The 13,469-nt window shown below is 43.5% G+C and carries 7 protein-coding genes; 2 read left to right on the top strand and 5 right to left on the bottom strand.

Annotated elements, in window-relative coordinates:
* Positions 1-2: 2 nt before the first annotated feature.
* From IWT5_RS00675 to IWT5_RS00685, 3 genes are all read right to left on the bottom strand, one after another.
* Positions 3-7,910 (bottom strand): DUF7601 domain-containing protein, encoded by a 7,908-nt coding sequence (locus IWT5_RS00675; RefSeq protein WP_089108030.1) that lies wholly within the window; start codon positions 7,908-7,910, stop codon positions 3-5.
* Positions 7,911-8,048: 138 nt separating this feature from the next.
* Positions 8,049-8,564 carry a sigma-70 family RNA polymerase sigma factor gene (locus IWT5_RS00680; RefSeq protein WP_089108031.1) on the bottom strand — a complete coding sequence of 172 codons (516 nt, stop codon included), beginning with the start codon at positions 8,562-8,564 and terminating at the stop codon, positions 8,049-8,051.
* Between the two features lie 261 nt (positions 8,565-8,825).
* Entirely contained in the window at positions 8,826-9,512 is a 687-nt protein-coding gene (locus tag IWT5_RS00685; protein ID WP_089108032.1) for a hypothetical protein, read from the bottom strand.
* A 467-nt stretch (positions 9,513-9,979) separates the two neighbouring features.
* On the opposite strand from IWT5_RS00685, the gene IWT5_RS00690 reads away from it, so the two are divergent.
* A complete protein-coding gene (locus IWT5_RS00690; protein WP_089108033.1) occupies positions 9,980-11,158 on the top strand; it encodes an RNA-guided endonuclease InsQ/TnpB family protein in 1,179 nt (392 codons plus the stop codon).
* 152 nt (positions 11,159-11,310) lie between these two features.
* Complete coding sequence (locus tag IWT5_RS00695; RefSeq protein ID WP_143443062.1) at positions 11,311-11,766, top strand: hypothetical protein; 456 nt, start codon at positions 11,311-11,313, stop codon at positions 11,764-11,766.
* A 76-nt stretch (positions 11,767-11,842) separates the two neighbouring features.
* On the opposite strand, the gene IWT5_RS00700 is transcribed toward IWT5_RS00695, so the two are convergent.
* Together IWT5_RS00700 and IWT5_RS00705 are read right to left on the bottom strand one after the other, a co-directional pair.
* Positions 11,843-12,106: a hypothetical protein gene (locus IWT5_RS00700; RefSeq protein ID WP_089108035.1), complete on the bottom strand. Its 264-nt coding sequence runs from the start codon at positions 12,104-12,106 to the stop codon at positions 11,843-11,845.
* A gap of 157 nt (positions 12,107-12,263) precedes the next feature.
* Positions 12,264-13,421: a matrixin family metalloprotease gene (locus IWT5_RS00705; protein ID WP_089108036.1), complete on the bottom strand. Its 1,158-nt coding sequence runs from the start codon at positions 13,419-13,421 to the stop codon at positions 12,264-12,266.
* Between the last annotated feature and the right edge of the window lie 48 nt (positions 13,422-13,469).

Below are 13,469 nucleotides of genomic sequence, written 5' to 3' on the forward strand. Positions count from 1 at the left end.
GATCAATCGTTTTTGCGTTGTGATTTAGCCATTAAGCCCACAATGCTCAGCAAAATGACAAGGCCTAATAACGCTAACCAGTTCTTTGCCAACCATTCACCAGTTTGAGGTAAGAACCCTTTGCTACCCGTGGTACCAACGTTACTTGTATGGGCCTGCGGTGTAGCGCCGGTTTGGGTGCTTGAATCAGTCGTAATGCCTGATTCTGGTGCTGGTGGCACAAAGTCTGGATCAGTTGTATCTGGTTCTTCTGGCGTATGCGGTTCTTCTTCAGGAGGTGTGATGCTGCGGTTGTAGTAAACCACCTTAGCGCTCACTGGGTCGTTAGTCATTGCCACTCCAGTTGCCGTTAAGCCTTCCCGTTCTGGTGCTTGGCCTTGACTAATTCCTGTCTGGTAACCATCCGCCGTGTAGTCACTTTCAGTAATCTGATAGTGAGTCCCGTTCGGTACGTTCCAGCGAATTGTTTCGCCATCCTTCAGAGTAAACGTGCTGCTGCCATCCGCTTCAAGCATCAACTGACCCGTTTCGATCCCGCCAATCGCGGAAGTCTTCACGTATTCAATCGTCTGAGTCAACGGATTCATCTGATCGTCAAGGAACCGAATGCTGAATTCGAACTCGCGATCACGTTCGCCGTTTTCACCCAATACTGACTTAGTTAAGGATAACCAAGCCATTTGAGGAACAACTGGTCGATCGTTGATGAAGGTTACTGAATGCATCTGACCGTTGCCAATCGTCATCTGCTCAGTCATAGTACCCTGCACGATGCTGTCATTGTCAATCTGATGACTTGTTTCGTAGTCGCCGTCAACAGTTTCACTAATCATCATGCGCGTACCTGTCGGTAAGTTGCTGATTTGCAGCCGTTCGCCGCCCTTCAACTGAACCTTGAGCTGACCTTCCACAAAGGTCACGTTACTCGTAATCTGATGCCCATCAGCATCAGTTCTGGTTGCAGTGTAGGTACCCGCAAACGCCTCATCCGTCTTCCATTCACCGTCATTATCTGTATCCTCAGTCTGTACGTCCAGCGTGAATTCGAACTGTTGGTTCTTGTCAGCGTCAGTAATGGCACCCGTCAGCTTCTTGCCAAGAACCACGTTGCCCGTTTCAACACTGTTAGTAAAGACCACCTTTTGCTGGTTAATTTCATCCAACACAACTGGGTCAGCTACTAAGCCATTTTCTGGTTTTTCGCTATTGATAGCCCAAGTTGTAGACATGTTGGTAATTTCAGGATCGACTTCATTAACTTGGAACCGTTCCTCATCATTCAACGGTAAGTTATCGATCACAGCGTACTGACCTGCTCTAAGTTCAAGTTTAGCAACACCGTCAGTAAACTGAACTTTGGTAGCAGTCACTTGGCCATTACTGTCGTAGATCTTCAAATCATACTCGCCATTGAAGCCCGTATTAGTGATCCACTTATCGGCGTCATCTTCACCATCAGTGTCACCGCCTTCAGTGTCACCATCTTCATTACCATCAGTATCTTCGCCTTCGTTACCGTCAGTATCAGTACCCGGATTCTTATCCTCTTTCTGAGCAGCCACATTAAATTTGAACTTGTGGTGGTCATCAGTGTAAGCGCCCTTAACGACCTTATCTACTCGAAGACTACCAACTTTACGAACGTTCCGATACTGAACAACTTGAGTCTTATCTTCTACAATAGTGACTTCTGGAAGATTATCATCAGTCTCTTCCTGGAAACCACCGATATTGTTTACTTTCCATGTCGCCGTTAAACCATGTTTCTCTGTTTCACTAATCGTTAACTCAACGCCTTCTGGTAAACCAGAGATTGTTACCTTATCGTCAGCTTTCAGAGAAACTAGAGCAACACCGTTTTCGTCAAATTCAATCTTCTTTTCGGTTGTTCCGCTAATATCAATATCGTATTCCTTGTTAGCTACCGTGTCTTTAGAAGCATTGATGCCTTGGATTTTGAACTCATATTCTTTGTCCTTATCCGCTTCGTCATGAGAAGCAACCAACTTGTTCAACTCAATTTTACCGGTAGCTAACTTGTTAGTGAAACGTACGTGTGCAGTAGCATCTTTATCAACGGTAATCTTACCGGAAGTTTTGCTAGTGCCTGTATCGTTGCCAACTTCCCAAGTGGTAGTTACTGTCTCATCTTCATGTTCAATAACCCGATATTTACCAGTTGGTAAGTTCTTCACTTCGAGCTTTTCACCCGGCTTGATTGAAACCGGTGCTTTGCCATCTGTAAAGGTTACCTTGATGTCACGCGTTTCACCATTTGTGTCTCGCAGAGTAGCGTTGAATTTACCAGTCAGCTCTTCAGCATTCTTGCCGTCTTCATCTAATTCAAGTGCTCTGATGGTAAAGTTAACGTTCTCATCTGTTGGATATGAGCCTTGCGCCCGTTTCTCTAGCACCAGGTTACCGTTGTCGGAGCGAGTGTTCGTGTAGTTCACAGCGGTTTCTTCGCCATCCAGGATCTTAATATCATCGGTATCTGCATCTTCCTTTTCGTCTTCTTTGTCAATGTTATGGCTGACATTGAAGTCAGGATGTTTCTCTTCAAATACCTGTAGCTTAATACCTACTGGTAAGCCGAGAATCTTCACGTTATCCTTGTCACTCATATGAACGGTTGCTTGACCTTTGTCATTAAAGCGAAGTTTGTTTAACCCCGCAATATTCGAATCAACCGCATATGTCTGCTCTTTGACTTTGTCTATAGAGTCCTCAGCCGCCTGAATAGTAAACTTAAATTCAGTCGCCTGATCACCAGGTAACTGGTTCAATACCCGCTTGTTTAACTCTAATGAACCATGCGGCAACGCATTAGTGTACTTTACACTCTCGATATCATCAGGATCCGTCAATGTGATAGTAGGAATCTTCTCTGTTTCGCTACTAGAAGTAGCTGTCTTCCAAGAAGTTTCAATGTTTGGATCTGAATCATCAGATAAGTTTTCCGCAATAGTAAATTTTTCACCCAGCGGTAAGTTTCTTATTCTAATACCCTGATCACCGGTTAATTTTACTGTAGCTACACCATTAGTAAATCTAACCTTTTCAGGTAATCCAGATTGTCCGCCGGAAACGGTGTACTTCATAGCTGGGTATGTGCCATCGTTTTTAGAATCGGTTTTGATTTCAAACTCGAACTCTTCATCTGCTTTAATATTACCAGCAATTCCCTTGGTAATTTGCAGCTGGCCTGACTTGAGCGTACTGTTCTTCACGTCGATGGTTTGGGGGTTATTAGTGTTGATCACAGCTGAGCCAGAATTACCCTCAGTGTAGTCCTCACCATTGATCGACCAAGTCGTGGTCATCCCAGTATCTTCTTCAGTTACCGTAAGCTTAACGCCTTCTGGCAAGCCAACTAACCTGAGCTGTTCGTTATTTCGTAGGCTAAAGGTAGCTTCACCTGCATCGTTAAACTTCAGGTCGCCTGGTCTACTACCTTCATTCCTGTACGTGTTCCCTTTAACTTTATCGGTTGGATCAGCTACAATCGTGAACTTATAGGTTTTATCCAATTCACCTTCAGTTTCGCTGCTAACCGTCTTGTTAACAACCAGGTCACCTTTGGCAGCCGTGTTCTTAAAGTAAACTGTCACTGGAGATGCTGTTGTTGGGTTCAGCTTAAATGGTTCAGTCTTCTTACCCCAAATTGGATCTCCTTTGTTGACGGTAATCTGAGTTGTAAAGTCATCTCGATCACTGGTTTCACGTACATCGTAATACTGAGGTGACTCCTGACCGTTAGCATCAAACTTTTCAAGTGGTAAGCCAATAATTGTCAGCTTATCATTAGCAGGTACTGTGATTGTTTCACTAACACCATTCCGGAAGGTTACTTCGCCACCTTCGAAAAGCTTGTAAGTGCCTTGAAGCTGAGTATCCACATTACCATTTTCATCAACTGTGCGAACCTCAAAGTCAAATTCTTTATCCTCATCGAGATTCTGAGTGGCTTTACTAATTGTCAAATTAGCTGGTAATGTTGGATAGTTCTTAAATTCATAGGCTTGCTTATCCCATCCATCTTCTTTAGCTGATTTTTCGTTAAAATCTAGCGGTGCCATTTGACCAGAGTAGTTATCCGGTGGCGATACTTCGACAATTCTATAATTTGCCAATGTACCCAGTAGATAGTAGTAAATATATCCCTCTGGATTAGAGGTCATTGGATCAATGGTTTTACCGTCCATTCCGACTGCATTTTCCCATTCGCCATGGTTACCAATCCGTTGTTGCAATTGGAAGGTTGCGCCTGGGAGAGGCTCGCCGGTAACCCCGTCAATTTTACGGAACCGGAGGCCCCAACTCTTCATGAAGGCATTACCTGTTCCATCGATATCTCCTTCGTAGTCAGAAGAGTGACTACCGGCTTCGATACTGACGTGGTTCTTATATTGAGTCGCCTGTTCCAGCATAATCGACTTGTATCTCACAGCTAGTGGCCGGTCAACCTTGATCTTTAACTGGATAGTAAACTTGGTGTTGGAGTTATAAGCGACCTCATAGTCCCTATCTTTTACCAACTTGATTTCGTTCCCATTAGGAACTACCCCAACGTTAAAGCCGTCACCGTTCGCTGTAAACAGTGGTTCCACAAAGGCAAGTTCCAGATCTGATTCTTTGGTTGAGTGCATCTGATCATCCGACAATTGATCAGTAATAACTGGATAACCAATATCTTCGCCAAATGCATTCAGCACAACTTCCCAATCAATCGTGTTGGTATCTTTGCCTTTTTGGCTGCTCTTTTGACCATAAATACCATCGGAACTTACAGACTCATGCGCTTCAACTGCCTTTAGGTCGACGTCTCCATAACTGACTTGCGCTTTGTTCCAGAACTCATGATTCTTAGGAATTGAGGATGGCTTTTCATCACCCTTCTTCCACGCGTCAATGTCAATTGGTGTATCAAATTCGAGCCTAAAGTTAGCATATTTCTGATCTGAAACCTTATCCGTAAATTCAATGGTAAATGTTCGTTGATCAGCATTGTCATCTGTCCATGTCAATACATAGTCTTCATCTTCTGTCAGTTGAGCTCTGTCCTCGCCCTTTTCATTCAGGGCATACAACTTGTAGCCTGAATCAATAAACTTCAGGTATTGAGGACTCTTAGTATTCAAAGTATCTGTGATCGTAACCTTGTCAACTTGTCCCGCACCCTTACCAAAGTAATGGTTTAAGTGACTCCCAAATTTAACATTCCAGGTCACAGAGTTATTACCTTTAATACCGTTTTCTTTATCAAGGTTTAAGGCGCCGCTCTTCTCTGAACCATCGCGGATCTTTCCATCGATAAAGGCTTCTTTTTGACCATAATCATAATGGCCCTCATCAGTTGCAGCACCTACACGATTGGTATGTGATAAGCTGCCCCATTCATGAGCCGTATCGAAGGTGATTTCAATTTGTTTTTTAGAGAAACTGCTATCAAACACAAATCGAATTGCCTTTCGATCAGTATCATTTTTGTCTGAACTAAAATTAAACGGATTATTACCGCCAACTTCACTGGTATCTTTAACGGTACCCTCAGTCATGGTTACACTACCACCTGATGGTAATACTTTAATGTTATGAACGTCGGTGTAATCAACACCTTCTGGCAGTAGGTCCACAACCGTAAGTGTGGTGAATGCACGCCCTCCAGCATTGGCCGTTACCTTCCAGTTAATGTGCGCTTTACCATCTTGATGAACTTCTCGTGAAAGTTCACCTTCCTTCACGATTAATCCGCCATCGTTACTCGGAATTTCCACATTAGAAGTTTTACCAAAAAGTTCAAGCGTGAATTGATTCTTTACATCGCCAACTTTACCAGCAACTTCTTTTGTGTCGTACGCCAGAGTAATTGTTTTATTGTCCTTCAGCAGTTCATACAATTCTTTAGCTGGATCTTCGTCTGAATCTTCAGCTGGTTTTGCTGGTTTGAGAATTAGTTGCGTACTGCTGCTTTGGGGATCCTTAACAAAACTAGTAGTAACATCGTTACCACCAATCATAATCACTGGCATCGAGCCTTTCGCAAATTCATGCGAACCACTCAATGTATCCGTTAATACCATTTCTCTGATAGCTTCAATAGCTTGCTCTTCGTTGCCAAACTGATCCATATTGAAATCAATTTTTGCTTCCCATGAGTAAGTATCCGTATCAGGATTATAATTTGTAGCGGTTTTACCTAAGCGAGTAGTTGATACAGAAGCAGTATCTTTTTCTAGCTCGATGTCCTTACTAATTTGACCGCCAACTTCGTTCCAAAATGTGCCATTCGCAATCTTATCGTAAGTTGTGAGCACCTTGAACGTAATGTTCGTGTCGACCTCTAAATTATCGTTACCCTTGAGAATCAGCTTATTAGCGTTATTGCTGTCAGCTTCTATGAACTTGTCAGAAATATCTTCGCCATCGTCATTAAAAGCTTGCCAGCCGCCTTTTACAAAGCTATGTTTATCGCCTTTAGGGTTAATCAAATCCTCCAGCACGAGATCGCTATACTTGACCTTTTCTCCCTTAACTGCTAATTCAACTGTCCACTCGATTTGCCGATTGCCAATAAACTTGCCTTCCTTTGATAGCAGTGCTTTGGTTTCTATCGGATCGATTGTCCAGTTTGATTCACCATTGTATTCAAAATCAATTGGACCAGTACCCGTGTATGTTTGTTCCAGCATTAACTCATAGTCAACTGCCGTTGCATTCATTTTTTCGTTAACAAAGGTAATGGTCACTTTTTGGCTTTCACTATCATCACCAGGTTCAAGTGCCCAAGTGGCGAAAACTTCACCATCATGAGCAAGTGATCCGCCTTTGCTACCTTTAACTTCTGCCATCCCTTTAATGTAGAAAGTGTAGAAGTCTTGGTTTTTAACTTGATAACCGCCCAGTTTCTTTAAAAGTGATTCTGAATCCCAGTTATAGTAGATTTTAAAATCTTTTAGGCTGCTAACGTCTAGCGGCTCACCGGGAGTTAATTTGTGAGTTTCGCCATTAGCTTCAATCGATACTGAATCAAACAAACTACTTTTGACACCCTCGCCCGCGTTTTCCTTAAGCAGTTTTCCTAAGTCTGTGCCAGCGCGAGTCGCCTTCTTACTCTGCCCTTCCCGTTCCGCACCATCCGACTTACTTTCAGCCGTCACAGATTTACTGTTCTTCTTCAGCGCGTCTTCAGTCTTGGCAGTTTCTTTCTTCTGATCTTCGGCATCCTGTTCAGCCTTTTTATCGGCCTGCCGTTGATCTTCAGCATCATCTTTAGCAACGTCCTTCACAGGTGCTTCAGCTTGGGCTGCTTGCTGAGCCTCCTGCGAGGCAATAAATGACGTTAGAGATTGTAATAGGTTCGCTGGCAGTTCAGTTGCTTTGCCAGCTTGTGCCATATCTTCTTCATTGGTATTTTCTTTGACCACTGTCAGCGGCTGCAGGTAAGCACGTTGCGTACCCAAAGCTACTGGCAGGATCATCTTCGTCATCGTTTCCTTGAACTGAACCGGCAGCTTCAGCTTGAAAGTCGCGGTGGTTTCCACGTTCTTCCACTTCAGCTGCGGTTGTTCCTTCTTGCGGCGTTCGTAGATCAGGGTCGCGTTAGTATCCGCCACGGCAGACTCCGCCTTCACCTCATCTTTAAGGACTTCCAGTTGGTCTTCGGGCAGCCACATTGCTGCGCCACCCTTCGCGTTTTCGCCATCCTTATTGTTCACCGTCACCGTCATTTCCAGCTCACTGGTTTCGTTGACCTTCACTTGGTGCAACTTATTACCTTCTGAATCGCTAAGCTGGACGCCAGATAATTCGGTCCTAGACCTATCATCTGCCAGTGCCAGCACGCTTTGATAACAAGTTCCGAACACAAGCGTGATCACTGAAACCACTTGGATCAGTACTTTCTTCATAAGAATGCCTCCGTTTCCTGTGCATAAGCGCTGACCTATTCAATATATTCAACATACCAAATAGTTGTGTACACGTTTTGCACTTTTTGTAACATTATTATGAAGAGCATTTTTCTTGAAATGACGGTACCGTTCGTGTTAGCGATCCATTAATTTACTCCGAATCCGTTTCTGCCACTTGTAAATGGTTTGGCGGGAAACGCCCCATTTCTGACTAATTTCACTAGGTGTCAGCTGATAATAGATCCGGTCGATCAAGAAGCGGCGTTCGGCCTCGTTGCATTGGCCAAGCCAGCCCTTTAACAAATCGGTATCGATAGTGTCTGCTACCACGTCCAGGGTTTGCGGTACGCCGGATAAATCAACTTCACCACTCTCCAGATGACTGGCTTCACGTTGCTTAGCCTGCAGCTGATTCAAAAATCGCCGATATAACGCCTGGTGAGCATACGCCAGAAACTGTTTCGGTAATTCAGTCGGCTCTTGCGGGTACTTCTGATAAATTGCGACAAAGAGCAACCAGCCTTCCTGAACCAAGTCCTCAAAGCGGGCGTCATTTTGACGAATCCCCAGTTTCTTTAACGCACTGTAAATGATGAGCTGGTGGTCGTCCTCTGCTAAAAAGTCAAAAGCTGCTTGTGCTGTTCTATCCATTATATGAACCCCTTTTTAAAAGTGATCCATAGCGCTATGGTCGAGGATAGAATAGCAAAATCACAAGCCACCAAAAAAAGCGCTAACAGCGCTTTTTATCACTCATCTCATAACAGTATCCGTTCAACGCAAATTTTCTGAAGATGTTAAACACTTCACCCTATCTGTTCATATCGTAAATGACCTAGGCCAATTTGTAACTCAGCAGCCATTTTGTTTGTTCAAAAACTCATTCGTTAATCTTCGCGTCATGGGGTAGCATCATCCCGCCAGTTTGCGACTTAACTGTTCTAAATTAAGGGCATTTTTACGCGTCACAAAATCCCGGACTTCTTTTTCTGACAGCTCATCTGGTAACGCAATTGTGGTGGAAATACACGCGGCCGTTTTCTGATAGTATCTCAAAATATCCAGACATTTGCCTCGTCGTTTGATCATCGCTTGTTCGCTATGCGGTATTCGCACGACTGAAATCGAAGGATAATGAATGAGAGATTTAAGATCAATATACTCCCATATTTCTCCAGATGTGTACACCCGAACCCAACTATTGTTACTTGCATTGCGCTTACCAACCGGGACCAGCAGGAAATCACCGCACACGTACGGCACGAATTTTTTGACGCCGACGATTTTTGCCACGCCACCAACATCCGCATGCGCGTCCAATACGAACTGCAGCTTTAATCGCTTGATCAGCACATTAGGTGACAGCCGGCACTTAACCAACCGCTTATTGGCCATCAGTAAAATGGAATTAAAGTCCCCCTGCTCACCTGCAATGTTGATAATCGCAAATACCTGTCGAAAGTCCGGCAACCATTTTCGGTCATACTCAGCATCAAGCACATCTTCTGGCCGAACCGTTTCAATGTCCATGTAGCCCTGCTCATACACCCGGTTTCTGAACTCATCGGTGGTGCCAAAAACATCTGGAAATCTAATCATCAATATAACTCCTTTAATATTGTATTGGTGATGCCAGGGTAGAATAACATATTATTTTTCCGTTCTATACTGGAAACACTCGAAATTGAATAATTCTCATTTAATTATTAATAACCGTCACGACCTCTTCATGAATTCTTCAAACATTAACCTTAGTTTGACTACATTTATTTGCGATACTAAGAATTAATAGTGTAGAACGCAAAGGAGGTGTGAATAGTAACTGTTTTGCTGTAAAAGGATATCAATCTTTGTAAAGTGGTGCTTCTTTATTATACGTATTCTTATGAGTCTGGTAAAAGATATATCAAGGTTAAAGTTAGGCGGTATATTTTCTGTATTAGCTGATAGCTTATATGTAGTGATTTATAGGAATTTCATTAAAAGGCTTTTTGAGATAAAGCCATCCCGTATAATATGAATAACACCTTACCTTGGTGATTAAATTCAATAAGGCGGAACCACTGATGTTACTCACCTATAAAGTCGAAATTAAGCCAACAAAAAAGCAAGCCTGGCAGATTGACAACCACATTAGCGGAAGTCGCTGGGCTTACAATTTATTTTTAGACATCAATAAACAACGCTACGAACAAGGTTATTATTATTTGAACGCGTATGCCTTTAGTAAGTGGTTTAACCATGAATACCTTGAAGCCAATCCCGATGACATGTGGATCAAGGATTTATATGCCAAATCAGTTAAACAGGCCTTTATTGATGCGGATATGGCTATGAAACGGTTCTTTAAGAAGCTGAGTGGTTTTCCACATTGGCGCTCGTTTAAACGCGGTCAGGGCAGTTACTACTTTGTTAAAAACAGCAAAACGCAAATCATTGCCTGCGAACGTCATCGGATCAAGTTACCCAAGCTCGGCTGGGTCCGTCTCAAAGAATTCGGCTATATTCCCACCAATGCCGAACATTTTGTGATTAAACAAGGTCGGATTAAATTCAAAGCTGGCCGGTATTACTTGACCTGTTTAGTGGAACAAGCTGAATTACCAAAGTTAGAATTAACTGGTGAACCAATTGGCATTGATCTTGGTCTAAAAGAGTTTGCCATTCTAAATGATGGTACTTTGTATCCTAATCAGAATAAAAGCAGTCGGGTAAGGCGCATCAGAAAATGTCTACGAAGGATGCAAAGAAAAATGTCCCGTCAGTATCAAGCACTGAAAGCTAGAAGACAGAAAGAAGGGAAATCTGCTACTGATTTAAATCTAGCTAAAACTCAGCGGAAGGTGCAACGCTTGTATCAACGTTTAACCAACATTCAGTCAGACTATCAAAATAAGATTATTGCCACCGTGGTGAGAACCAAACCGCGGTGGGTAGCCTTAGAAGACTTGAATGTTAAGGGTATGATGAAAAATCGGCATTTAGCTAAAGCTGTTAGTTATCAAGGATTCTATAATTTTCGGGTTAAATTAATTGCTAAGTGCCAGCAATTAGGCATTCCAGTACACTTAACTGGCCGGTTTGAACCAACTTCTAAGTTATGTCATCAATGTGGCTATAAAAAAGTTGATTTAAAGCTAAGTGAGCGAACCTATCAATGTCCTAAATGTAGTTATACCGCAGATCGCGATATTAATGCGGCCCTGAATATCAGGGATACTGAAAACTTTGAATTAGCTTACTAACACGGGCCTCAAAGCATGTACCGGTGGCTAGCCGGGAATTAACGCTTGTGGACTATCACATCAACTGTATTAGCGAATTCAATGCGAGGCAGGATAGGGAGAAGCAAGAATAATTGATAACTTATTATAAGTTTATCAGTAGCAGGTGCAGCGTGACACCCAGAATTTCTAAGAGACATACTGCTGTTGCCCTGATTATCGTTTGTCTGTCAGCCGTGTTTGGACTATCGCTTTTGACCAGGGGTCGCAATCTTCAGTCTGGGGAATTATTGCCACGGACGCATCAAATGCTGAATAAGCACGTTACCGTCCACTTTGTGACTCCGCGAGGTCATCGACTGAGAACCTACTACTGGTCTACTAGTCACGCTTCCGGTTATGGATCTGATGTCACGGACATTTTCAATAGCGACATTATTGAAGCCGGCAGTGGCGTGAACGATCACATCCCGTTAGATTACTCGTTTGACCAAACGGATTTGAGGAATATCAAAGCTCTCAAAAACGTTCGGTTAGGTGACTCGGTTAATCTGATCGTGGTCAAGCTGCCGCACAATGAACGGCCAAGTGGCCTGCAACGACTTTACAAGTGGCTAGTCGGTGAATAACCAATCAACCAGCACTCACAAATACGAAATGGCCCACTATGAAAGAGGCGCATCCTTCATAGTGAGCCATTTTTAATTAGTAGAACCGTCGGCGTGCCCAAGTGGCCGCCAAGCCAACCCCGATTAACGCGGCGAGACCGTCAATCGTTGCCTGCCGCTCACGGGGATTATTGGTCTGCCAAAACTTAATTTGGCTCTCTCGATTACCGACTTGAATCTGTGCGTTCATCTTTGTGATAACCGGTTCAGCCGTTTGATTAGTCGTAGAGGCACCGACAGTGACTGGCAAACTTAACCCCAATAATAACAATCCAACAACGATTATCTTCCCTAACACCATCACGATCGCCTCCACTAGCCTTTCTAATGATTCAACTTAGGTATACGCCCTTAGTGTGTTGAATCCGTTTTGGTTGTGTAAAGGTTACGTAAAATCAAAAAACCTGATAATCAGCTAACTTGCTGATTATCAGGTTTATTCATCTCATATTCAAATTTTACCAGTAACCCAGTTCCATGCCTAACTTTGCCCGGTTAATATCGCGGCTGGATAATGATGGTGATTCAAGCCGTGAATCGTTAGGATCCTTAGGGGTATCCCAGCCGTACTTGCCGTTCACGCTAGAACTAAAGCCATCATCGCTGGTTTCAGCGTACATAATGTCCGTCAGGTATGGCGTATGATCCAAGCCAAGTGAATGGCCTAGTTCATGCATGATCACACCTTCCCAATAAGCGGTAGCACTTGGTGCAGCAGCCTTTTGGGCGGCAACTAACTGGTCATACAGGGTGTGGCCTTGAGCCAAGTAAGCATCCTTTTCAGCAGAGTCACTTGGCGCGCGCTTATAAGCATCCGCCACGTTTTCATACTGATTATACAGTGCCCGAATTTCTGGCGTATCAGCCACGCTGTCCATGTAGGACTTGTCCTTCAATTCAGTTGAGCTGATGTAAAGATGTTCGCCATCGTTCAATCCATCCCATTGTTTAGAAGCCTTAGTTGTGACAACTAAATCGTGTTTGGAGGAACTGCCGTTGACAAAGACTGTGCGGCCGAGTGCTTTGTTCCAAACACTCATGGCCTTTTGGGTATACGTCTTCAATGCTGAATTAGCAACATAGACCCGCGCTTGATGATTCTTAAAGTTGGTCAACTGGCCGGTCATATTGAACTCTTTGCGGAGATAAGCCCGGTTAGCACTGTAAAATGCAGCTGGCTGTTTCAAGATCGTCGATGATGGATTCAGATCCTGACCTGCTGCCACTAACTTTTCTAAGGATGACTTCGCCATCAAGGGCTTCATCAAATAACCGTGCCAGACCCAGCCCGCCATCTTGCTGTTGGTTGAAGATTTAATGTAATAGTAAACCCGGCTTGATTTGCCAGCTTTTACCGTCTCTTGAGCCTTCGCATAAAAAACCGTATTGTGGCCGCTAGAAAGCTTGAATGCCTTTTTCTTCATGTCACTCTTATAAGCATAAGCTTTCTTTGCTTTCGATTGGTCAATCTGGTACTTTTGCGTACTCATTGACTTTTTCGAAACAATCGCTATTTTCGTTTTCGCTTGTGCAGTCGGCGTTGTTACCGCAGGTGCAGCGGCGATTACACCCATAAACGACATCGCTGCAACCATCATAATACCCAGTTTTTTCATACCTAGAAGGCCCCCTTGAACAACGTATTACTTTTATGCAATACTCCT

The organism is Secundilactobacillus mixtipabuli (assembly GCF_002217925.1).
Lineage (GTDB): Bacteria > Bacillota > Bacilli > Lactobacillales > Lactobacillaceae > Secundilactobacillus > Secundilactobacillus mixtipabuli.

What these genes read in the sequence shown, in the direction of transcription:
- IWT5_RS00675 (WP_089108030.1), bottom strand. Translation starts at nt 7,910, where the DNA reads ATGAAGAAAGTACTGATCCAAGTGGTTTCAGTGATCACGCTTGTGTTC.
- IWT5_RS00680 (WP_089108031.1), bottom strand. Translation starts at nt 8,564, where the DNA reads ATGGATAGAACAGCACAAGCAGCTTTTGACTTTTTAGCAGAGGACGAC.
- IWT5_RS00685 (WP_089108032.1), bottom strand. Translation starts at nt 9,512, where the DNA reads ATGATTAGATTTCCAGATGTTTTTGGCACCACCGATGAGTTCAGAAAC.
- IWT5_RS00690 (WP_089108033.1), top strand. Translation starts at nt 9,980, where the DNA reads ATGTTACTCACCTATAAAGTCGAAATTAAGCCAACAAAAAAGCAAGCC.
- IWT5_RS00700 (WP_089108035.1), bottom strand. Translation starts at nt 12,106, where the DNA reads ATGGTGTTAGGGAAGATAATCGTTGTTGGATTGTTATTATTGGGGTTA.
- IWT5_RS00705 (WP_089108036.1), bottom strand. Translation starts at nt 13,421, where the DNA reads ATGAAAAAACTGGGTATTATGATGGTTGCAGCGATGTCGTTTATGGGT.